Origin of the sequence: Methanosphaera cuniculi, from assembly GCF_003149675.1 — an archaeon.
Lineage (GTDB): Archaea > Methanobacteriota > Methanobacteria > Methanobacteriales > Methanobacteriaceae > Methanosphaera > Methanosphaera cuniculi.
The window spans coordinates 1-23,728 of sequence record NZ_LWMS01000009.1 but is presented as its reverse complement, the minus strand read 5'-3'; the positions used below and the strand labels follow the sequence as shown (position 1 = coordinate 23,728).

Sequence of the window (23,728 nt, the reverse complement as noted above, 5' to 3'; positions counted from 1 at the left end):
AGAGGTAGATTCAAAATGCAAGTAAAACAAGTATCAGTATTTCTTGAAAACAAAGAAGGAAGACTACAAAAAGCACTAAAAATATTAGCACAAAATAACATAGACATAAAAGCACTTTCAATAGCAGATACATCAGAATTTGGAATACTAAGAATGATAGTATCAAATCCAGATGATGCAAAAAAAGTACTTGAAGATGAATTTGCAGTAAGTCTTGCAGATGTTCTAGCAATAGAAGTAGAAGATCAGCCAGGAGGACTAGAAGGTGCACTTGATGTACTAACTAAAGAATCAATAAATGTTGAATACATCTATGCATTTGTAGATAAAAAAACAAACAAAGCACTAGTTGTACTTAAAACAGATGACAACCAACTTGCACAAGATATTCTTGGTGGTATAGGATTTTCAATAGTTAAAAGTGAAGATGTATACTCACTTTAAACTCTCCACCCATTTTAAACTTTTTTTTAGAACTGATATGGTGTATTATAAAATCCATTCATTATTGCTTTTTGAATATATTTATTAGCATTATGACATGATTGTTTTAAACTTTTTTCATGTATAAGATTTGATGTTATTGCTGCTGAATAGTTACATCCTGTTCCATGAGTATTATCTGATTTTATCATGTTACCTTTAATTTTTGTTATTTCACCATCAACACATAATATATCATTTCCATAAAGATGACCTCCTGTAATTACACAGTTACAATATTTATTTAGTTTTAATGCAGAATTTATCATATCATCTTCTGTTTGTATTTTCATATTTGTTAATTTTTCAGCTTCATGTATATTTGGTGTTGTAAGATAAGCATTTTTAAGAAGATTTTCTTTTAAATTATCAGCAAAATTATCACCTGATAAATCACATCCACTTTCTGATATCATTACAGGATCAACAATTACAGATAAATCATATTCTACTACCTTTTTATTTACTATTTTTATAATATCATTTGCATATAATACGCCAGTTTTAATATATTTAATTGGATATGCATCCATTATCATATCAATTTCATCTGCTATAAAACTAGGATCTACTTTTTCTACATTTTTTACTTCAAATGGATTTTGTGCAGTTAGAGTAGAACATACACATGTTGCATAGATATCATGTGCTTGAAATGTTTTAAGATCAGCAAGTAGTCCTGCTCCTGCTGATGGATCTAGTCCTGCTATTGTCATTGAGCATGGTTTTTCTTCTTTAAATTTATTTTCTATATACATTTAATCTTTCCTTTCCGTGGTTGTTTTTAACTTTTATATTTATTTTATCTAAATAATTGTATGTTTGTGTCATTTTTCCATGTAACATGAGTTCTCCTAGATCTTCAGGTGTATTTATATCAAGTGATAAGAAGAATGAATCATATATATTTAATGGAATTTCTCTTTTTTTAGCTTGTATTTGGTGTTTAAAAAAGCTGAATTCACCAAATTCTGGAATAAATTCATGATCTGATATGTATAATAGATTTGTTCCTCCACCTCTTGATGGTGCAATAATAAAATCTTTAAAATGTGATTTAATATATTGTATATTTTCAGTTGATATTAATGGAATATCAGCAGGAAGTATAAGTATTTGACTATCTGTTTTTGTTTGTTTTATATATTCTATTGTTTCAAGTAAAGCTAAGTTAAGAAAATCACACTCATGTTCTGATTCTTTAAATACATCTAAGTTAAGTGACTTAGCATAACTTAGTACATCATCATCTTTACTTGTAATTACAATATCACTTATATCTTCACTTTTTAATGTTTCAATAATATCTTTAAGCATACATCTTAAGAGATTTGATCGTTCATCAACACTTAAAAATGGAGAAAGTCTAGTTTTTGATGTTATAAAACTTGAAACTGGTATTATCACAACAATATTTCTCATAATTAATAGTTTATAATCTTAAAATAAATAATTATTTATGTTATATAAATAAAATTATAATAACATAAAAAAAATTTTTATGAGAAGTTGATTAACATGATGATTACAACAACAGAAAATATACCAGGAAGAAATTATAAAGTAATAGGAATAGTACGAGGAAACTGTGTACAATCAAAAAATGTACTAAAAGATATGACACAAGCATTCAAATCAATCGTTGGAGGAGAACTTAAAGAATATACAAAAATGGTAGATGAAGCACGTACAATGGCAACAGAACGTATGGTTGAAGAAGCTCAAATACAAAATGCAGATGCAATAGTAATGGTAAGATATGGAAGTGGGGCAATAACACCAGAGGCATCAGAAATCATAGCTTATGGAACAGCAGTAAAATTCATAGACTAAAAAAAAATTTACACACATGCAAGTTTAATAAAAAACCTTGCACTAAACATCATACTCTTTTTTTAATCCCCATACTTTTTTTTTACTAAATCATTTAAACTTTCATTTTAAATAAGATATCACTATCCACTTATTTTTTTAAAATAAAATATTTTACTAAAAAACAACAAAACATATAACTAGTAATATAAAATAAACACTTTTTTATAAAAAAAAATTCTCTAAATATATACTAACATCTTTTATGAAAAAAATAAGAGGATAACAAAAAAAAATAAAATAACTTTTCTAAAAAAAAATAATAACAAAAAATAAAATTAATGGTGAGTTAATGAAAAAATTTAATGAATGGTTTCACAACATACTAGAAGAAGCAGAAATAATAGATTCAAGATACCCAATAAAAGGAATGAGCGTATGGCTACCACGAGGATTTCAAATAAGAAAAAACATGCTAAATGCTCTTGAAGACCTACTAAACGAAGAACATGAAGAAGTACTCTTCCCAATGCTAATACCACAATCAGAACTAGCAAAAGAAGCAATACACGTAAAAGGATTTGAAGAAGAAGTATACTGGGTAACAAAAGGAGGACTACGAGATCTTAACGAACAACTCGCATTAAGACCAACAAGTGAAACATCAATGTATCCAATGTTCTCACTATGGGTACGTTCACACATGGATCTACCAATAAAAGTATATCAAACAGTAAACACATTCAGATACGAAACAAAACACACAAGACCACTAATACGAGTACGAGAAATAACAACATTCAACGAAACACACACAGTACATGCAACCCCTGAAGAAGCAGAAGAAGAAGTACAAAAAGGAATTGAAATATACAAAACACTATTTGATGAATTAGGAATACCATACACAATAAGCAAAAGACCAGAATGGGACAAATTCCCAGGAAGTAAATACACAATGGCATTTGACATGATAATGCCAGATGGAAAAACACTACAAATTGGAACCGTACACAACCTTGGAACAACATTTGCAAAAACATTTGACATAACATATGAAGATGAAAACTCAGAACATCAATATGCACACCAAGTATGTTACGGACTATCAGACCGTGTAATAGCAGCACTAATTGCAGCACACGGAGATGAAAAAGGATTACAACTACCACCAATTGTAGCACCAGAACAAGTAATAATCATACCAATTATCTTCAAAGAAAATCAAGATGTAGTATTAAACTTCACAGACAAACTCGAATCAATACTAAAAGATGCAGGAATACGCACAAAACAAGATAAACGAGACCTAAGACCAGGTAAAAAATACTATGAATGGGAAAATCGTGGAGTACCAATAAGAATAGAAGTAGGACCAAGAGACATAGAAAATGGAAACATAGTACTAAACCGTCGTGACACAGGAGATAAAGAATTCATAGAATATAACGAAGATACAATTGTAAGTATAATCAAAGACACACTTGATGACATAACACAAAAAATGCAAGAAAAATCCACACAATGGCAAAAAGATAAAACATACCATGTTGATAAACTTGAAAATGTAGGAAAAACCATAAATAAAAAAGGTGGAATTGTAACATTCAACTGGTGTGGAAATACAGAATGTGGAAAACAAATAGAAGAAGAATTCAACATAGACATACTAGGAACACAACCAGCAGAAGTAGAAGGAAACTGTCTACACTGTGATAACAAAGCAAATCATAAAGTATTAGTCTCAAAAACATACTAAAAAAAATAAAACTCTATATTTCCTCTCCCCTTTTTTTTTATAACTTACTTTTTTTTCTTTTTTTAAAAATAAATTACCTGATAAAACAAGTTTTTGAATATAAATATCATTTTAAAAAAAAAGTACTGTGAAATAAATAAAATTGATGTAGAAAAATAAAAGTTTATAATAAAATAAAAAAATGAGTTAAAAAGTTTAAAAAAATATTTTATAAAAAAAAGTAAATAATTTTTATAAAATAGAATTAGATTTATATTAATTCTAAATTATATAATTTATTTTAAATTTGTATCAAGACACTTAGTAGAAGTGTTTTAATGCAAGTTCGATATCTTCAGGCTGAATTGTTTTACGATCTGCGTGTTTTGCAAGGTCAATTGCAGCTTCTGATAATTTGTTTGCGTAAGCTTCTACAGCTTCAACTAATTTTTCTTCTGCGTCTTTACTAATTCTTTCTGCACCTGCAGCTTTTGCAATTCTTGTTACTGGTGCTTTTGGTATTTCTGTCATCTTTTTTCAACTCCATTTTTTAATTATGTATCATGTATTATTTAAGTATTTCCCCTTATTAGCCGATTTATTGCATGTTTAATGCTATTTTAGTAGGATTTTATTAAGAAAATTGATAAATTTTTAGAAAAAGTATTAACTTTTTTCTATTTATCATATTTTTTTTTAACTTCTAAAATTCAAGTTGTGCAATTCTTTCCATTGCTTCTTTTGTTTTTTCATATGTGTTAAAGGCAGTAAGTCTAATATAACCTTCTCCACTTGGACCAAATCCTGCACCTGGTGTACTTACAACATTTGCATCATTAAGAAGAATATCGAAAAATTCCCAAGAATCTATTCCATTAGGTGTTTTTACCCAAATATATGGTGAGTCTACTCCACCATAAACATCAAGTCCTAGATCTTCAAGACTTTGACGTATAAGTTGTGCATTTTTAACGTAGTAATCAAGATCTTCTTGTATTTCTTTTTTACCTTCTGGTGTGTATATTGCTTCTGCTGCTTTTTGTACAGGGTATGATACTCCATTAAATTTGGTTGATTGACGTCTGTTCCATAGTGGTGTTAGTTGTACATCTTCACCTTTACTATTTTTTATTGTTACTTCCTCTGGTACTACACAGTATGCACATCTTGTTCCTGTAAATCCTGCTACTTTTGAGTAACTTTTAAATTCTATAGCTACATCTTTTGCACCTTCAATTTCATAGATACTATGTGGTACATCATCTGATTTTATGAATGCTTCATATGCTGCATCAAAGAGTATTAGTGCATCGTTTTCTTTTGCATAGTCTACCCATTGTTTTAGTTGATCATATGTTAGTGTTGTTCCTGTTGGGTTGTTTGGGTAACATAAGTATATGATATCTACATCTTCTTTTGGAAGTTCTGGGATAAAATCATTTTCTGCTGTTGCAGGTAAGTATACTATGTTTTCATAGAATCCATCTTCTTGTGGTTTTCCACTTCTTCCTGCCATTACATTACTATCTACATATACAGGATATACAGGATCTGTTACTGCTATTATGTTATCTTGTGAAAATAGTTCTTGGAAGTTTCCTGTATCACATTTTGCTCCATCACTTATGAATACTTCTGAATTTTTAAGTTCAACTCCTAGTGGTTCATAATCATTTTCTATTATTTTTTCAATTAAGAAGTCATATCCTTGTTCAGGTCCATATCCTCTGAATGTATCTGCATTTCCCATTTCATCTACTGCATCTTTAAATGCTTTTACTACTGTTTTACTTAGTGGACGGGTTACATCTCCAATTCCCATTTTTATAAGATCTACATCTGGGTTTTGTTTTTGGAATTCATCTACTCGTCTTGCTATTTCTACAAATAGATAGTTATTTTGTATTAGGTCAAAATTTTCATTTACTGTTGCTACCATGTAATTTCACCAATCTGTTATATTTTTTTTTATATTATATTCTATGTTGTTTTATTTATCTAAATATTTTTTTTTTAGTTATATTACTAAAAAAAGGTGTGTGTGGAGGTGATGAGTGGATATGTATTTTTTTCTAGTTGTGTGTGTAGTAAAATGTTATTGTATCATCATCTAAGTTATCAACACGTGCAAATCCAAATCTTTCAAGTTGTACTATATCATCAACTTTAAGATCTTTTGCATCATTTTCAATGTATCCATCTACTTTTGTATTATCTGGCATAATTATTGTTGCTTTTATTGCATCTTGTGTTGGTACCCATTGGATGATTGAAGCTTTCTGTTTTTGAGCATCTTCAAGTGTGTTAGAATTATATATAGCTTTTTCATCTTCTGTTATGTCAATGTTTATAAGATCCATTAGTCTTAGTGGTTTTTGTGATTTTAATGCTTTATCATAATCATCTTGTGGTATGTATGCTTTTTGATCAAATTTAAGATGTCTCATTCCACGATCTGGTTCATTGTAATGTAATTCACGCTCTAGTATATAGGTTTTAAATTCATCAGGAATATCTTCCACATCTACCATTACAGGATTTGGTATGAAGAAATAACGGTTAGCTTCCTCTTCTATAATGTTACGATTTAATCCATATACTTTCTTCCAGCTTACTGTTGCATCTGCTTGTTTAGTTCCAATTTCTTCAATTAATGCATATAGTGCTTCTTTGTCAATTCCTCGTCTTGCTATTGCACGAATAGTTCCAAGGCGTGGATCATCCCATCCTGTGTATGTACCATCTTCTATACCTGCTCGTGCTTTTGATGTACTAAGTTCAACATCATCCATCTTAAGACGTCCATAATGGATAAATTCAGGAATATCCCATCCAAAATGATCATATAAGTATGCTTGTTTTTCACTATTTGCAAGATGATCTTTTCCACGCAGTACATGTGTTAATCCCATAAGATGATCATCTACAGTTACTGAGAAGTTCATCATAGGATATATTCTATATTCATTTCCCATACGTGGATGTGCTTGATCTACAATTCTCATAGCTACCCAGTCACGTATTGCAGGATTTTTATGGTTAATATCTGTTTTAATACGTAATACAGCTTCACCTTCTTTCATGTTTTCAAACTCATCCCATAATTTGAGATTTTCTTCTACTGTATTATCACGACATGGACATGCTTGGCAGTTATCTTTAAGTTCTTTAAATGTTGCTCCATCACATGTACACATGTATGCAGCTCCTATTTCTATTGCTTTTTTAGCATAATCATAATAGATTTGCATACGATCTGATTGTTTGTGTATTTCATCAGGATTTATTCCAAGCCAGTTAATATCTTCAACTATAGCATCATATGCATCAGGTTCTACACGTTTTGGGTCTGTGTCTTCTATTCTTAGTATGAGTTTTCCATCATATTTTTCTTGGTATAACTTATTTAGTATTGCTGCTCTTGCATGACCAATATGTAATGGTCCTGATGGGTTTGGTGCAAATCTTAGTACTACACCTTTTTTTTCATTTACATTTTCAAGATCAGGAAGACCTTTTGGTTTTTCAGGTGTTCTTTTATGTTCTTCAGCTCCACCATATTTTTCAAGTTCACTTTGTTGTTCTTCTGGAGTCATTTTATTTACTTTTGCTGTCATTTGTCCTGCTATTTGTGATACAGTTTTTGGATCTTTTCTCATTTCAGGATTTTTTGACATTACCATTCCAATTACAGAACCTGTCTGACATTGATTGGAATGTTCTATTGCATTTGTTAGTGCATATTTATAAATAGTTTCTTCAATATCCATGTTATTCTTCCAATAATATTTTTTATTTTTTTTTATTAAAAATTATTATAAAAATTAGATTATTTTATTTATTATAAAAATTTTGAATGTTTAAGTATATTATTATGTTTGTTTTCTAGAATATAAAAAAATGTATGATAAACTAGATTTTATGATATTTGTTATTATAAATGTAGGATATTATTTCTATTTTTTTTTATTAGTAAATTATAAGGTTACATATTTTAAGAAAATAATAATAGATAAAGATATGCTATTTTTTTTTAATAAAAAATTTTAGATGATTTCTTTATATATTAAAATAGATTTTTTTTACTATTATTTTAAAAGGAGGTTTTATTTGACAAAAGCATCTGAAAAAGTTGTCCATGAAAGTAAATGGGATAGTTCATTTGCATTTCTCATGGCAATGATCGGAGCTGCTGTTGGACTTGGAAACATTTGGCGTTTTAGTTATGTTGTATATTCAAATGGTGGAGGAGCATTCTTCATACCATATTTTACTGCAATATTTCTTATGGGTATTCCATTTCTTATAATGGAATATGGTCTTGGATATAAGTTTAAAGACTCACTTTCTAATATTCTTAGGAAAGTTAAGCCACAATTTGAAGTTGTAGGATGGTTTGCAGCATTTCTTGTATTTCTAGTTTTAACATACTATGTTGTTATTATGGGATGGGATTTAATATATCTGATTTTAAGTTTCTTTAAAGGTTGGGGTAGTGATCCTAACATGTATTTTAATAACAATATTGTTGTTGGAGGAAATGATTTATCAAATCTTTTCACACTAGTTATGCCAGTTACTTTTGTAACAATAATAATATGGGCGGTATTATGGTTTATTTCACATAAAAACCTAAATGATGGAGTTTCACGTGTTGTAAAAGTTCTTATACCACTATTATTTGTTGTAATGGCAATAATTGTAGTATATGCACTTACCTTACCAGGACATATGATTGGATTAACATCACTTTTTAATCCTGACTGGTCAGCACTTTTAAATGTTGATATCTGGCTTGCAGCATTTGGACAAATTGTTTTCTCATTATCAATGGGACAAGCAATAGCTGTAACATATGCAAGTTATCTGCCTAATAAGACAAAACTTACAGATAATGTACTTATTGTAGCTGCATCAAATTCAGGATTTGAAATATTTACATCACTTGGTGTATTTAGTATTCTTGGATTTATGACATTTTCAACTGCAATTCCAGTAAATGAACTTGCAACATCAGGATCAGGACTTTTATTTATAGTATTTCCAGAGATATTTAATACAATGGGTAGTGTATCATATATTATAGGACCACTGTTCTTTTTATGTGTGCTATTTGCTGGTGTTACATCAGCACTTGCATTTATTGAACCTATGAGCAATTCAATAAGTATGAAGTTTGGATGGAGTCGTAAAAAGACAGTATCAGTATTATGTATTATAGGATTACTTATATCACTCATATATACTACTGGATCTGGAAATTATATATTAACAGTTGCTGATGAATACATCAATCAGTTTGGTATATTACTTGGAGTTGTTCTTCAAGCTATAATATTTGGATGGTATTATGGACTTGAAAAACTATTACCAGTTCTTAATAATAATACATCTATTAAAGTGGGAAAAAAATGGATATTTGTACTTAAAGTAGTACTACCAATTTTATTATCTATAATGTGGATTATTGGTATTGTTGATTTATTCATGTCAGAATCAACTACAACACTAATGATAGAGTTTATTATAACAGTAATATTCATAGCAGTTCCTGTGATACTTTCATATCTACCACAAAAAGTAGTTGTAGATGAAAATTATCATAACTAATACAATTTAATAAAAGAAAGATTAATTCTTTCCTTTTTTTATTCCTTTTTTTTATCTAATTTTTCAAAATATCATATTCTATCTAAATGGTTCTTTTTTTCAAGTAATATAGATAAATCTTATTTTTCTAAGAAAGCTATTATATATTAATATTAAACTAATATAATAAACGCTTAAAAAAAATATAGTAAAAAAAGAGTGGAGAAGTTAAATTTAAAGAATTTAAAATAAGAAAAATATTTTATTAGTCAATTAAGATAATATTAAAATTTTATAGAAATTCTTTTTTTCTTTTATACCTTCTTTTTTTTATTGGAGGTGAAATAACCATGACAAAATCACCCCAAAGCAAATCTAATCAGTGGGATAGCTCATTTGCATTTCTAATGGCTATGATTGGATCTGCTGTAGGACTAGGAAATATATGGAGATTTAGTCATGTTGTATATACAAATGGTGGAGGAGCATTCTTCATACCATACATAATAGCAATATTAATACTTGGAATTCCATTTCTAATAATGGAGTATGGGCTAGGATATCATTTTAAAGATTCATTATCAAACATACTAAAAAAGATAAAACCAAAATTTGAAGTTTTCGGATGGTTTATAATGTTCATAGTATTTATGGTCTTATTATATTATATGATCATAATAGGATGGGACTTTATATATCTGATATTAAGCTTCTTTAAAGGATGGGGAATGGATCCAGCAGTATACTTTGCAAATAATATAATAGTTGGTGGAGATAATCTAAATAATATTTTAGAATTTGTATTACCAGTTAGTCTTATAACAATACTACTATGGGTAGTTGTATGGTTTATATCACATAAAGATTTAAATGAAGGACTCTCACGTGTAGTTAAAGTACTTGTTCCAATGCTATTTATTATAATGGCAATAATTGTGGTATATGCTCTCACATTACCAGGACAAATGATAGGACTAAGTGAATTATTTACACCAAACTGGAGTAGTTTAACAAACATTGACATATGGCTTGCAGCCTTTGGACAGGTAGTATTTTCACTTTCTGTAGGACAAGCAGTTGCAGTAACATATGCAAGTTATCTGCCTGAAAAAAGTAAACTTATAGATAAAGTATTCATTGTAGCAGGAGCAAATGCAGGATTTGAAGTATTCACAGCAATAGGAGTATTTAGCATTCTAGGATTTATGTCACTTAATTCAGGAATACCAGTATCTAATATTGCAACATCAGGATCAGGACTACTATTTATAGTATTTCCGGAAATATTTAATACAATGGGTATAATGTCATATATTATAGGACCATTGTTCTTCTTATGTGTATTATTTGCTGGTATTACATCAGCACTCTCACTACTTGAACCAATAAGTAATGGAATAACTCAGAAGTTTGGATATTCACGTAAAAAAACACTAACACTTTTATGTGCAATAGGACTAATAGCATCACTTATATTTACAACAGGTTCTGGAAATTATCTTCTAACTATTGCTGATGAATTCCTTAATGAATTTGGTATACTATTGAGTGTAATACTACAAACAATAATTATCTCATGGTATTATGGTCTAAGAAAACTAATACCTGAATTAAATTATAAAGCAAAACTTAAAGTAGGAAGCAAATGGATATTTATTCTTAAAATAGTACTACCAATAGTTTTAATATTCATGTGGATTATGGGAATTATAAATTTAATTGCAACAGAAACAGGCTTAACATTAATGGTAGAACTTATAATAACAGCAATTATAATAATAGTACCTGTAATATTAACAAAACTACCATCTAAAACTAGTGAAAATAACCAAGTTGACATGTAGGGAATTTTAAAATTAGAAAGATTCCTACATCTACTTTTTTTTTAATCATCTAATTTTTAATAATTCTTTCTATAAAATAAGATAATTTATTCTATAATATTAGTTTAAAATAAATACTTAATAAGCTCTATATAATATTATTAATGATTAAATTTTAGTAGGAGGGAAAAATTAGATAAAATTATGGCACAAGCTACTAATAAGTGGAACAGTTCATTTGCATTTATTATGGCAATGATAGGTTCTGCTGTTGGTCTTGGAAACATCTGGCGTTTTAGTTATGTTGTATATTCAAATGGTGGAGGATCATTCTTTATACCATATTTTACAGCAATTATTATAATGGCAATACCACTTCTTATTTTAGAATATGCGATAGGATATCATTTTAAAGATTCAATATCAAATATTTTAAAGAAAATAAAGCCTAAATTTGAATATATAGGATGGTTTATACTTGTATGTGTATTTTTAATTCTTACATATTACATGGTAATTATTGCATGGGATTTCATATATTTACTTTTAAGTTTCTTTAAAGGATGGGGAGTTGCTCCTGCAACATACTTTGCAAATAATATTATTGTAGGTGGAGATAATCTTAAAGGTATTTTAGAATTTGTATTACCAGTTAGTATTATAACTATTATATTTTGGGTTATAGTATGGTTTATTTCACATAAAGATCTTAATGATGGAATTGGTCGTGTTGTAAAAGTACTTGTTCCAATGCTATTTTTAATAATGGCAATAATTGTAGTATATGCTCTCACATTACCAGGACAAATGATAGGACTAAGTGAATTATTTACACCAAACTGGAGTAGTCTAACAAACATTGACATATGGCTTGCAGCATTTGGACAGGTACTATTTTCATTATCAATAGGACTTGGTATTACAATAGCATATGCAAGTTATCTGCCAAGTAATGAAAAACTCATAGATAAAGCATTAATTGTTGTATGTTCAAATTCTGGATTTGAAATATTTACAGCTGTAGGTGTATTTAGTATTCTAGGATTTATGTCACTTAACTCAGGAATTGCAGTATCTGATATTGCAACATCTGGATCAGGACTTCTGTTTATTGTGTTCCCAGAGATATTTAATATAATGGGAGATGTAGCATATATACTTGGACCATTATTCTTTTTATGTGTACTTTTTGCTGGTCTTACATCAGCATTATCACTTATGGAACCACTCTTATGTTCTTTAAGTTATAAATTTGGATTTACACGTAAAAAATCTGTGACAATAATATGTATAATTGGTGTTCTCATATCATTAATATTTACAACAGGATCAGGAAACTATATACTTACAACAACTGATACATTTGTAAATGAATTTGGTATACTTCTTGGTGTAATTATACAAACTATTATAATGGCATGGTGTTATGGTCTTGATAGATTCATACCATCACTAAGTAATTCATCAATTAACATGGGACGTAAATGGAAGTTCTTTGTTAAAAACATACTACCATTTGTACTTCTTATCATGTGGATATCAGGAGTAATAGGCATATTTGTATCAAACACACCAGAAACACAGTTTATAGAACTTATATTAACAATAATATTCATACTTGTTCCTATAATACTAACAAAACTACCAGCATCAGATGAACCTAAAATATTAGATTAAATGGATCAACTACAAAAAATAATAATTAACCCCCTTAACTTATTTATTTTTTTTTATACAACTTGTTTTATTTTTAAGATAAAAAAACCTCATTCATTTTTATAATAATATTTTATAAAAATAAAAACCATCCATATATAATAAATAGTGAATTAATATGAGTGATAAACCTAGATTAAATAAAAACTCCACTCATACATCTCAAAGTAAACAAAAAAAGAAAAATCATTCACTACGAAAAAAACTAATAATGCTAGTAATTCTTATCATAATACTCTTAGCACTATTAGTTATTGTAGGAAATCCACTAGATAATAATGATGATACATTCACATCTTCATCATTAAATAGTGAAGATAAAGGAAATTTATCCATAAGTATTACAGGAGATGTAATGTTTGGACGAAAAACACCAGCAGTACTTGGTGAGGGAAATCCATATAGATATGTAAGTAATGTAATAGGATCATCAGATCTTCTAATTGTAAATACAGAAAATCCATTTACAACCTCATCTAATGCTGTTAAACCTGATGTACCACTAAAAGCAAGTCCAGAATACATAGATCTTATAAATGGTACAAACTACACAGTACTATCAGCTAATGCAAACAACCATGTATTTGACTATGGAATCGAAGGAATGCAAGATTCAATAGAAAATCTTAATTCAAAAAACATAGCACATATAGGAGCAGGTAACAATAAAGCAGAAGCAACTGAGCCTTTTGTAATGGAGAAAAATGGACATAAAATAACAGTTTTCAACTACATGGATAGTGAAAACTTTGCAGAATATTCACAAGAAATTATGCCAAAAGCAACAGATAATACTCCTGGATATTCAGCATGGGATGATAATGAATCACCAAAACAAATACAACAAGCACGAGAAAATGGATCAGATTTCATAATAGTATATACACACTATGGAAATGAATATAGCAGAACACCTAATGAAAAACAAGTAGATATATCACACAAAGCAATAGATGCAGGAGCTGATACTGTTGTAGGTTCACATGCTCATGTAACACAGGGAATGGAAGTATATAATGGAAAACCAATATTTTATAATCTTGGAAACTTCATATTTGATCAAAGTAATCCTGCAACACACAGAGCATACTTTGTAAATTTTGATGTACGTGGTGAAAATGTAACTGCAAACATATATCCTGTTGATATTATTAATTATCTACCACATTATATGGATCAATCAAGTGGACGAGCATTACTTGAAGAACTTAATCCTCAATGTGAACAACTAGAAATAACAGATAATGGAACAGGAATAATAAAATTTAATATAACAAATGAAACTAAAAAATAGTTTCAAAAAAAAATCTTCTCCTATTTTTTTTTATTCTTTTTTTTTTTTATATGAAAAATTATTTTTTTAAATACAACACTACTTATCATATTACATGAAAAATAATAAAAGCCACTATTTATCATCATTTATATGTGTAATTTTATTTTTTTATTATATAAAAGGCTCTTATTTTAATTAATAAATATAAGTTTTTAATTTATTTATATTTAGAAGACATATAAATTAATATAAGTAAATAAAAAAAATTTAATAATTCTAATGTAAATAAAGAATAAAATTTTCTTAAATTAAATAAATATAACATTTTTACTTTTTCTTAAAAAAATTAATAAACTATTAAACTTACTAATTATGAGGATGAAAAACACAATGATTGATATCGAAAAAACAATAGCATCAGAACTAAATATTAAGCCATGGCAAGCAAATGCTGCAATAACACTAATAAATGAAGATAACACCATACCATTTATAGCAAGATACAGAAAAGAAGCAACAGGGGGACTAGATGATGATATTCTACGTCAACTTGATGAAAGATATGACTATCTAAAAAACTTAGAAGAAAGAAAATCATTCATACTAAATTCTATAGATAAACAAGGAAAACTAACAGATGAACTCAGATTACAAATAGAAGATACACTACAAATGGTAGAACTTGAAGATCTATACAGACCATATAAACCAAAAAAGAAAACACTAGCATCAAAAGCACGAGAATTAGGACTTGAACCACTTGCAATAACAATATATGATCAAACACTTACACATTCAATAGAAGAAGAAGCTGAAAAATACATAACAGATGATGTACCAACAATAAAAGATGCACTTAAAGGAGCAAATGATATTATAGCAGATATGATATCAGATAATGCATACTATCGTGGATTTATACGTGATATAACACTAAGACGTGGAAAAATAATAACAACAGCAAAAGATGAAAATGTACCATCTGAATATGAAATGTATTATGACTACCAGGAAAACATAACAGACATACCAGAACACAGAGTACTTGCAATTAACCGTGGTGAAAAAGAAAAAATCCTAAAAGTAACAATAGATGCACCGCTGCCAAATATAGAATTCTTCTTAGAAGATGAAATACTAATAAACTACTCAGATAACCCAGAATCAATTAAATATAACAAATATACAGAAGAGTTTCTAAAAAAAGCAATGAAAGATTCATATAAAAGATTAATAGGACCTGCTATAGAACGTGAGATAAGATCAAAACTTACAAGTGACTCAGAAGATAAATCAATAAAAGTATTTAAGAAAAATCTTGAACAAGTACTAATGCAAGCACCAATACGAGGACATAGAATACTAGGATGGGATCCAGCATTTAGAACAGGATGTAAACTAGCAGTAATAGATGAATTTGGAAAAGTATTAGATACAGCTGTAATATATCCAACTGATCCTCAAAATAAAGTTGAAGAAGCACGAGATATAGTACTAGATTTAATTTATGAATATAATATTGATCTGATAGCACTTGGTAATGGAACAGCATCCAGAGAATCTGAACAAGTAATAGTTGATATTATAAAAGACTTAGATGTTTCATATTCAATAGTAAATGAATCAGGAGCATCAGTATATTCAGCAAGTGATCTTGCACGTGAGGAATTTCCAGAATATGATGTTACAGAACGTGGTGCAATATCAATAGCACGTCGTCTTGAAGATCCACTATCTGAACTTGTAAAGATAGATCCAAAAAGTATTGGTGTAGGACAATATCAACATGATATGAATCCTAAAAAACTTGACTCATCATTAAAAGGTATTATTGAAAAAAGTGTAAATAATGTAGGGGTTGATCTGAATATGGCATCACATACTCTTATGGAAAATGTAGCAGGAATATCACCTAAGATTGCTAAAAATATTGTAGCATACCGTGAGGATAATGGTTCATTTAAAAGTCGTGAACAACTACTTGATGTAAATGGTATTGGACCTAAAACATATGAACAATGTGCTGGATTTATGAGAATATATGATGCAAATAATGTACTTGATAGTACTTGTGTACATCCAGAGTCATATGATACTGTTTTTGCACTCTTATCTATTTATGGATATGACATATCAGATGTTAAAAATGGTGGAGTTGACATTAAAGTTGATGATATGGAAAAAATAGCAGAAGAACTAGGTATTGGTGTATGGACATTACAAGATATTCTTGATGAACTTAAAAAACCTGGTCGTGATCCTCGTGATAAACTTAGTGGTCCACAACTTCGTGATGATATACTCTCAATTGAAGATTTAGAAGAAGGTATGGTTCTTGAAGGAGTTGTACGTAATGTGGTTGATTTTGGTGCATTTGTAGATATTGGAGTACATCAGGATGGACTTGTTCATATCTCAGAGTTAATAGAAGATCAATATATAAAACACCCTATGGATGTTGTGTCAATTGATGATATTGTTGAAGTTAAAATTATAGATATTGACCTTAAACGTAATCGTATAAGCTTATCTATGATAATCTAGAAGCTATAATATGTATGTGTATGAAACATGATTTTTATACATTGTATTATTTAATTCTCTTTTTTTTATTTTTTTTTAACAAATTATATTGATATTCTTTTTTTGATAAAAACTTTTTATTCTAATAAACTATATATACATTTTTTTACAAAACTTTATTAAAGATAAAAATTAATTTTATTTATCATTAATTATAATGATGGAATAGTAAAGTTTTTTAAAAGAGTTGATTGATAAAAAAAATATAGATGATATTTAAAAGATACAATTACTAAAGAAATATAAATAAAATTGATCTAAAAAAAAGCTTTTTAATCATAAATAAAATAAGTAAGAATTATTTTTTTATATTTTATTTTTTTTTATCTTATCTTATTAAAAATAAATTAAAAAACAACAAAATTGGAGAAATTAATATGAAAGATTTAACTGGATTATTTAATCCTAAGTCAGTTGCTGTAATAGGAGCATCTAACCAAGAAGGAAAAATCGGCTACATCGTAGTTGATAACCTTAAAAAATGTGGATACCCAGGTGAAATATACCCAGTAAACACAAAAGCAGATGGTGAAATATTAGGATTAAAAGCATACAAATCAGTACTTGACATTCCAGGAGATGTAGATCTGGTAGTAATGTCAATTCCTGCAAGATTTGTAAATGACACACTAAGACAATGTGGAGAAAAAGGAGTAACAGACGTAATTACACTAACAGCAGGATTTAAAGAAGTTGGTGGAGAAGGAGTAAAACTTGAAGAAGAAATGGCAGATATTGCAAAAGAATACAACATGAACATTCAAGGTCCTAACTGTCTTGGAAGCCTTGATACATACACCCCACTAAATGCATCCTTTGCACAAGAAATGCCAGAAGCAGGAAACATAGCATTTGTATCCCAAAGTGGAGCAATGACAGTAGCAATTCTTGACTGGAGTTTATCTGAAGGAATAGGATTCAGTAAAGTTGTAAGTCTTGGAAACAAAGTAGATGTTTCAGAAATTGATGTAATTGAAGAACTTGCAGATGATGATGAAACAAAAGTAATACTTGGATACCTTGAAGGAATAAGTGAAGGTGACAGATTCCTTGAAGTAATGAGACGTGTAACAAAACAAAAACCTGTAATAATACTCAAATCCGGTTCAAGCCAAGCAGGAGCAAAAGCAGTATCATCACACACAGGATCACTCGCAGGAAACGACTTCGCATTTGATGCAGCATTTGAAAACTGTGGAGTAATGAGAGCTCGTTCAATGCAAGACTTATTTGATTATGGATTAGCATTCTCCAAATCAGAACTTCCAAAAGGTAAAAATATAGCAGTAGTAACCAATGCTGGTGGTGGAGGAGTACTAACAGCAGATAAAATTGAAGAGTTAGGATTAGAACTTGCAGAATTATCTGATGAAACAAAAGATAAACTAAAAGAAGTAATTCCAGATGAAGGAAGTGTAAATAACCCGGTAGATGTACTAGGAGATGCACCACCTGAAAGATATGAAAAAACACTAGAAATAATTCTACAAGAACCAGAAATTGATAGTGTAATAATAATGGCATGTCCAACAGCATCCTATAAAGCAGGAGAAGTAGGAGATGCAATAGTAAAAGCAAAAGAAACATCAGATAAACCAATTATTGTTGTAAACATGGGTGGACCTGCATTTGAAGAAGAAAATGTAACACTACGTAAAGCATCAATTCCAACAACAATCTTCCCAGAAACAGCTGTAAACATCTTACAAATGATGGAAAGATATGCAACAATCAAAGCTGAAGATCAACAATCATGTCTTGATCAAATAACAGATGTAGACTATGATGCTGCAGCTAAAATTATTAACAAAGCAATAGATGAAGGACGTAATGCTTTAATTGGAAGTGAAGCATACCAAGTAGCAAAAGCATATAACATCTCAGCAGCACCAATAGTACTAGCTACATCAGCACAAGAAGCAGCAGATGCAGCAGAAGAAATGGGATTCCCAGTAGTACTTAAAATTGCATCAGATAAAATATTACACAAAACCGATATTGGTGGAGTAGTAGTAAATGTACAAACAAAAGATGAAGCTGAAAATACATACAATGAAATCATAAGAAAAGCAAAAGAAGCACATCCTGACATTACACCAGATGGTGTAGAAGTTCAAAAAATGATGCCATCAGGACATGAAGTACTTGTTGGAATGCTACGTGATGCACAATTTGGTCCAATCATAGGATTTGGTATGGGTGGAATTTACGTAAATCTAATTAATGATGTTTGCTTCAAACTTGGATCTGGAATTAATGATGAAGTAATTGATGATCAAATTGATTCAACAAAAATAAGCAAACTCCTTAAAGGATACCGTGGAGATAATCCTAGTGATATTGATGCTGTAAAAGACACAATTAAACGTGTTGCAAAACTCACAATGGACTTCCCAGAAATTAAGGAATTAGATATCAACCCTGTATTTGTATATGAAGATGGATGCAGTGCACTTGATATAAAAATAACATTATAAGAATAATATAATTCTTATAAAATACAACTCTTTTAACCTTCTTTTTTTTTATTCTTTTTTTTATGCACAAATACATATTTTATTTTAAATTGCTTTTTTTAGTGTTCTTTTTTTTATAAAAAAATATATAGATCTTATCAAGATATTTTTTTTTGATTTAAAGCTTTTAAAAATTAGTATAATAAAAAAAAATTGGATCTTTCTTTTTTTTTTTAAAAAAGAATTTTAAGGGTGGAGAATATGTTTAAATGATTTTATTTTTTTTTGTGAATTTAATTAAAAAAAAAGAAATTATAAAAAAAAAGATAATAAAAATCTTTAATTCTCCCTTTTTTTCATCTTTTCACATAATTTTTCATTTTTAGCCTGCATGTTTGTAGATAAATGATACTACTGGTGTTAAGTATTTTTTAAGTGGTCCTGTTTTATCAACAAGATGTTCTATAAATACCACATCATCTTTTTTTAGTGCTTTAAATGCAAGTACTAAAAGTAAATATACAATTAGTCCTACAATTGATCCAAGTATTAATCCAATTATATTAATAGGAAATAGCCATAAAACTACAACCATGATAAAATATGCTAGTACTATTTTTCCAAGATCCTTATATGGAAGATGAACCTCAGATAATTGTGTAAGTTTTACTATTGTAAGAATCATCAATACAAATGTAGCAATAGTAGTTGCAACAGCAGCTCCTGATATACCATAATCAGGTATAAGAAGGAAACTTGCAACAATATTAACAATTGATCCAACAATTAAAGTATACATAGGAATTTGTGGTTTTCCAAGTCCTTGACACATACTACTTGTAATAAGATATATTGAAAAGAAAAACATACCTGTAACAAGTATCCATAATGCCTCAGCTCCTGGTGCATAATCAGCACCAAAAAAGAGTGTCATTATAGGAGTTGCATACACCATAATAATAGCACATACAGGAAGTGTTGTAACAGCTGTATACCGATAAGATTGATGAATATACATTGTTAGAAGTTCTTTATCTTTAAGACTATCAGCTTCACTTGCAGCTGGCAAGATAGATGTTGAAACTGAATTTGCAAGTATTAATGGAATTCTTGACATTGCACTTGCATTAGTATAGAAACCTGCAAGCATAATTGGTTGAAACATTCCAATAAAAAATGTACCAGTATCATAAATAAATATCTCAGCAATACCAGTAATTACAACAGGAATTGCAAATTTAAATAACTTAACAAGAATCTTAAGTTCTTCACGAACTGGAATTTTATTAAATTCATTTGTTATAAACTTATCACGAATATCACGCTTATATAAATAATATGAACCAACAAGTGCCATTAGAAATCCAAGAGCGGTTCCAAGAACTGCACCTGATGCATACCATCCAACAAGTACTAGTATAACTGCAAACATTAATGTGAAGATTTGTTCTAAAAACTTACTATAAAACAAATCAAGCATATTATAATATCCCTGAAATACTCCACGAAGTGCTCCTACAATAACACTAAATGGAACTATAAGAGCAACAAGTCGAAGAGGCATAAGAACTTCAGGTTTATTCCACATTCCAATAGCAACAGGTTCTGATATTATAAGCATCACAGTTGCTGCTATAAATGCCATGAAAATCATAAGCTTCATTGATGTTACAATAATCTGATGTACCATCTGTTCTTCATCAATAGCATTATACTCAGCAACATACTTAGCTATCGCTGGAGGAACACCTCCACTTGCTGCTGTAATAAGTGCATTTTGAAATGGAAGAGTTAATCCAACAATTCCATAGCCAGTTGTACTTAATAGTCTACTTAATATAAATCGATAAATAAATCCACCTAATCTAAGAATAATAGAACCAAGCAGTATAATAATACTACCAGAGGCTAATTTAGATTTTTTATCAGACAAGTATTTTTACCTCCAAAGAAAAAATATAAAAACCATTTCCTATTTTTTTTCATATTGTTATAAAATAAGAAATAAGAGTCTAATTTTATCCCATTTTCAGAATGGTTTTATATTCTATTATAATAAATAAAATACTTTATATAATCTATTTATAAAACATGTTATAATAATATTTATAAAAAAACATATCATAAAAAACAAATAAATATAATAAATAATAACTTAATACAAAATTTAGGGGAAGGTTTTTATTTTATGAAAAACAAAGTAGAAAGATTAGATAGAAGAATGGTGGATCTAAATAATGATCTTCAAAATAGAAGAACAAATCCTGACTTCGGATTTGAAGACATAGATTCAGTAGACATGTCACTTAAAATTATAGTAAATCTAAAAAACTATGAAGATGACGAAAATATAGAAGATGGAATTTACATCTATATGGATGATACAGGAAAAATAATTAATGCTGAATATTTCATCAAAGAAGATGGAGAAGTAACAATAATAAGCTTTGATGAAGAACAACTAGAACTAATCATAGAACTATATAAAAACGTATTTACAGTAAATGTAGATTAGATGTAAAAAAAATATTTTTTTATTTTTGGTAGATGAATATAATAAAAGTAATTCTACCAAAAAATCTAAAAAAATAACCTCTTTTTTTTATTTATTTAAAGATTAAATCATTTAAATTAAATATTTATTTTAACTTTTATTTTTATAAAAGATAATCTTTTTTTTTATTTTTAAGTGTTTATATTTATGCACATACTCATTTTAAATGTAATTTAAATTATACTAATTAAGTAAATATAATAATTTTATTTATAAAAAAATAAACATAATCTTATAAGTACATATAACAAAAAAATTATTTTTACACAAAATATTCAAAAAAAAATATAATACTAAAAAAAATATAGTGAGTTGAAAAAATGACAATAGAACTTGATGAAGTAAAAAGACGAGAAAAAGGACTTAAAATAATAAATGAAAAAATTAAAAATGATAATGTTAACTCTTTAGTTGATCTTACAGGATTAGCTGGAGGATTTGATCTAACATCTGATGATATGTCACTTCTTGAAACATATGCAGGACCTGCAGTTTATGATGAAAAGATACAAGATCTTGGATTAAAACATATGGGTGGAGAGAAAGTACTACCAGTAAATCGTACAACCAGTGGAATTGTAGCAACCATCATAGCATTAGTTGAACCAGATACAAAGATTGTTCATTTTCTTGCAAAAAAACCAGCACATCCATCAATACCAAGAACAGCAAAACTAGTTGGTGCAGAGTATGAAGAATACACAGACATGGATGATCTTAAACATATAGATGATAATACATCCCTTGTAATAATTACAGGAACAACAATGGATTTAGAAGTAATTGATGAAGAAGACTTCAAAAAAGTAATAAATGAAGCACACAAATACAACATTCCAGTATTTGTAGATGATGCATCAGGAGCACGTATAAGATGTGCAATATATAACCAGCCAACAGCAATAGATTTAGGAGCAGACCTATCTGTAACAAGCACAGACAAACTCATGGAAGGACCACGAGGAGGACTAATGGCAGGATCTAAAGATCTTATAGACCAGATAAAACTCGTGGTAAACCAATATGGACTTGAAGCTCAAACACCATTAGTTGTAGCAATGATTAAAGGACTTGAAAAATACACACCAGAGAGAATACAAAAAGCATTCACACAAAAAGACAAACTCTATGAAATGCTAGAAAACCAAGGATTAAATCCACAAAAAACACCAACAGGATTCATGTTTAAAGAAGATGAAATAGTAAATGAACTTAAAAAACGAGGAGCAAATATAGAATATGATACAGATATAATTGCAACAATATATTCAATGCTTCTTCTAAAAAACTATAACATCATAACAATACCATCAGTTGGAATGCCTGGAGCTTCAAAAACAGTACGTATCGACTGGTCAGCAAAAGACTCAGATAAACTAACAATGGAAGAACTTATAGATGCAATAGATGAAACATTTAACATGACAAAAGAAGTACTTGATGAAAATAAAATCGAAGAAACATTATATTAGAAAATAACTATAATCCACGATTTATAAAATATTTTTTCACTTTTTCTCTTTTTTAAACTTTTTTTTTATTTATATACTTATTTTTTACTATTATTTTTTATAAAAATAGCTTAATTCAAATTTCTTTTAAATTTAATAGATCAATTTAAACTTTTTTTAATAATATTAGCAGAGGGGATAAATTATAGATAATTTTATATATTATCAAATATAATTTATTATATAT

The 23,728-nt window shown here is 28.7% G+C and carries 17 protein-coding genes; 11 read left to right on the top strand and 6 right to left on the bottom strand.

All coding sequences use genetic code 11. The features are described 5' to 3' along the window. Window positions 1-15 precede the first annotated feature (15 nt). The gene (locus MSCUN_RS01490) at window positions 16-444 is read left to right on the top strand and encodes an acetolactate synthase (RefSeq protein ID WP_095609335.1); all 429 of its coding nucleotides are present in this window, start codon (window positions 16-18) and stop codon (window positions 442-444) included. A 26-nt stretch (window positions 445-470) separates the two neighbouring features. Here MSCUN_RS01490 and thiD read toward each other — a convergent pair whose 3' ends face one another. Together thiD and cofC are read right to left on the bottom strand one after the other, a co-directional pair. Next, window positions 471-1,241: a bifunctional hydroxymethylpyrimidine kinase/phosphomethylpyrimidine kinase gene (thiD, locus tag MSCUN_RS01485; RefSeq protein ID WP_095609334.1), complete on the bottom strand. Its 771-nt coding sequence runs from the start codon at window positions 1,239-1,241 to the stop codon at window positions 471-473. Beyond that, window positions 1,225-1,905 carry a 2-phospho-L-lactate guanylyltransferase gene (cofC, locus tag MSCUN_RS01480; protein WP_095609333.1) on the bottom strand — a complete coding sequence of 227 codons (681 nt, stop codon included), beginning with the start codon at window positions 1,903-1,905 and terminating at the stop codon, window positions 1,225-1,227. The genes thiD and cofC overlap by 17 nt, the downstream gene beginning before the upstream one ends. Before the next feature lie 96 nt (window positions 1,906-2,001). Between cofC and MSCUN_RS01475 the strand changes: the two genes are divergently transcribed. Both MSCUN_RS01475 and proS read left to right on the top strand, forming a co-directional pair. After that, window positions 2,002-2,316 carry a heavy metal-binding domain-containing protein gene (locus MSCUN_RS01475; protein WP_095609332.1) on the top strand — a complete coding sequence of 105 codons (315 nt, stop codon included), beginning with the start codon at window positions 2,002-2,004 and terminating at the stop codon, window positions 2,314-2,316. Window positions 2,317-2,647: 331 nt separating this feature from the next. After that, on the top strand, window positions 2,648-4,054 hold the full coding sequence (gene proS, locus MSCUN_RS01470) for a proline--tRNA ligase (RefSeq protein WP_095609331.1): 1,407 nt from the start codon (window positions 2,648-2,650) through the stop codon (window positions 4,052-4,054). A gap of 300 nt (window positions 4,055-4,354) precedes the next feature. On the opposite strand, the gene MSCUN_RS01465 is transcribed toward proS, so the two are convergent. The 3 genes from MSCUN_RS01465 to MSCUN_RS01455 form a co-directional block, all read right to left on the bottom strand. Beyond that, entirely contained in the window at window positions 4,355-4,564 is a 210-nt protein-coding gene (locus MSCUN_RS01465; protein WP_095609330.1) for a histone family protein, read from the bottom strand. A gap of 172 nt (window positions 4,565-4,736) precedes the next feature. Next, on the bottom strand, window positions 4,737-5,972 hold the full coding sequence (locus MSCUN_RS01460) for an LL-diaminopimelate aminotransferase (protein ID WP_095609329.1): 1,236 nt from the start codon (window positions 5,970-5,972) through the stop codon (window positions 4,737-4,739). Between the two features lie 133 nt (window positions 5,973-6,105). Then, complete coding sequence (locus tag MSCUN_RS01455) at window positions 6,106-7,803, bottom strand: glutamate--tRNA ligase (RefSeq protein ID WP_095609328.1); 1,698 nt, start codon at window positions 7,801-7,803, stop codon at window positions 6,106-6,108. Window positions 7,804-8,143: 340 nt separating this feature from the next. On the opposite strand from MSCUN_RS01455, the gene MSCUN_RS01450 reads away from it, so the two are divergent. The 6 genes from MSCUN_RS01450 to acs all read left to right on the top strand — a co-directional run bounded on the left by MSCUN_RS01450 (window position 8,144) and on the right by acs (window position 19,497). Next, entirely contained in the window at window positions 8,144-9,643 is a 1,500-nt protein-coding gene (locus MSCUN_RS01450; RefSeq protein ID WP_275542278.1) for a sodium-dependent transporter, read from the top strand. A gap of 329 nt (window positions 9,644-9,972) precedes the next feature. After that, window positions 9,973-11,466: a sodium-dependent transporter gene (locus tag MSCUN_RS01445; RefSeq protein WP_095609326.1), complete on the top strand. Its 1,494-nt coding sequence runs from the start codon at window positions 9,973-9,975 to the stop codon at window positions 11,464-11,466. A 183-nt stretch (window positions 11,467-11,649) separates the two neighbouring features. After that, window positions 11,650-13,122 carry a sodium-dependent transporter gene (locus tag MSCUN_RS01440; RefSeq protein WP_095609325.1) on the top strand — a complete coding sequence of 491 codons (1,473 nt, stop codon included), beginning with the start codon at window positions 11,650-11,652 and terminating at the stop codon, window positions 13,120-13,122. A gap of 157 nt (window positions 13,123-13,279) precedes the next feature. Then, window positions 13,280-14,455, top strand: coding sequence for a CapA family protein (locus MSCUN_RS01435; RefSeq protein ID WP_095609324.1), 1,176 nt, complete (start codon window positions 13,280-13,282; stop codon window positions 14,453-14,455). Between the two features lie 372 nt (window positions 14,456-14,827). Continuing rightward, window positions 14,828-16,981, top strand: a complete 2,154-nt coding sequence (locus MSCUN_RS01430) for a Tex family protein (RefSeq protein ID WP_095609323.1) — start codon at window positions 14,828-14,830, stop codon at window positions 16,979-16,981. 416 nt (window positions 16,982-17,397) lie between these two features. Continuing rightward, window positions 17,398-19,497, top strand: a complete 2,100-nt coding sequence (gene acs / locus MSCUN_RS01425) for an acetate--CoA ligase alpha subunit (protein WP_095609322.1) — start codon at window positions 17,398-17,400, stop codon at window positions 19,495-19,497. Window positions 19,498-19,858: 361 nt separating this feature from the next. On the opposite strand, the gene MSCUN_RS01420 is transcribed toward acs, so the two are convergent. Further along, entirely contained in the window at window positions 19,859-21,409 is a 1,551-nt protein-coding gene (locus MSCUN_RS01420; protein ID WP_095609321.1) for a flippase, read from the bottom strand. 255 nt (window positions 21,410-21,664) lie between these two features. Here MSCUN_RS01420 and MSCUN_RS01415 point away from each other — a divergent pair, with 255 nt between their 5' ends. Next, window positions 21,665-21,991 carry a hypothetical protein gene (locus MSCUN_RS01415; protein ID WP_095609320.1) on the top strand — a complete coding sequence of 109 codons (327 nt, stop codon included), beginning with the start codon at window positions 21,665-21,667 and terminating at the stop codon, window positions 21,989-21,991. Between the two features lie 359 nt (window positions 21,992-22,350). Then, window positions 22,351-23,502: a TIGR03576 family pyridoxal phosphate-dependent enzyme gene (locus MSCUN_RS01410; protein ID WP_095609319.1), complete on the top strand. Its 1,152-nt coding sequence runs from the start codon at window positions 22,351-22,353 to the stop codon at window positions 23,500-23,502. Window positions 23,503-23,728 lie beyond the last annotated feature (226 nt).

Bases quoted from the DNA above. Each gene is read 5' to 3' on its own strand.
- MSCUN_RS01490 (WP_095609335.1), top strand. From the start codon at position 16: ATGCAAGTAAAACAAGTATCAGTATTTCTTGAAAACAAAGAAGGAAGA.
- thiD (WP_095609334.1), bottom strand. From the start codon at position 1,241: ATGTATATAGAAAATAAATTTAAAGAAGAAAAACCATGCTCAATGACA.
- cofC (WP_095609333.1), bottom strand. From the start codon at position 1,905: ATGAGAAATATTGTTGTGATAATACCAGTTTCAAGTTTTATAACATCA.
- MSCUN_RS01475 (WP_095609332.1), top strand. From the start codon at position 2,002: ATGATGATTACAACAACAGAAAATATACCAGGAAGAAATTATAAAGTA.
- proS (WP_095609331.1), top strand. From the start codon at position 2,648: ATGAAAAAATTTAATGAATGGTTTCACAACATACTAGAAGAAGCAGAA.
- MSCUN_RS01465 (WP_095609330.1), bottom strand. From the start codon at position 4,564: ATGACAGAAATACCAAAAGCACCAGTAACAAGAATTGCAAAAGCTGCA.
- MSCUN_RS01460 (WP_095609329.1), bottom strand. From the start codon at position 5,972: ATGGTAGCAACAGTAAATGAAAATTTTGACCTAATACAAAATAACTAT.
- MSCUN_RS01455 (WP_095609328.1), bottom strand. From the start codon at position 7,803: ATGGATATTGAAGAAACTATTTATAAATATGCACTAACAAATGCAATA.
- MSCUN_RS01445 (WP_095609326.1), top strand. From the start codon at position 9,973: ATGACAAAATCACCCCAAAGCAAATCTAATCAGTGGGATAGCTCATTT.
- MSCUN_RS01440 (WP_095609325.1), top strand. From the start codon at position 11,650: ATGGCACAAGCTACTAATAAGTGGAACAGTTCATTTGCATTTATTATG.
- MSCUN_RS01435 (WP_095609324.1), top strand. From the start codon at position 13,280: ATGAGTGATAAACCTAGATTAAATAAAAACTCCACTCATACATCTCAA.
- MSCUN_RS01430 (WP_095609323.1), top strand. From the start codon at position 14,828: ATGATTGATATCGAAAAAACAATAGCATCAGAACTAAATATTAAGCCA.
- acs (WP_095609322.1), top strand. From the start codon at position 17,398: ATGAAAGATTTAACTGGATTATTTAATCCTAAGTCAGTTGCTGTAATA.
- MSCUN_RS01415 (WP_095609320.1), top strand. From the start codon at position 21,665: ATGAAAAACAAAGTAGAAAGATTAGATAGAAGAATGGTGGATCTAAAT.
- MSCUN_RS01410 (WP_095609319.1), top strand. From the start codon at position 22,351: ATGACAATAGAACTTGATGAAGTAAAAAGACGAGAAAAAGGACTTAAA.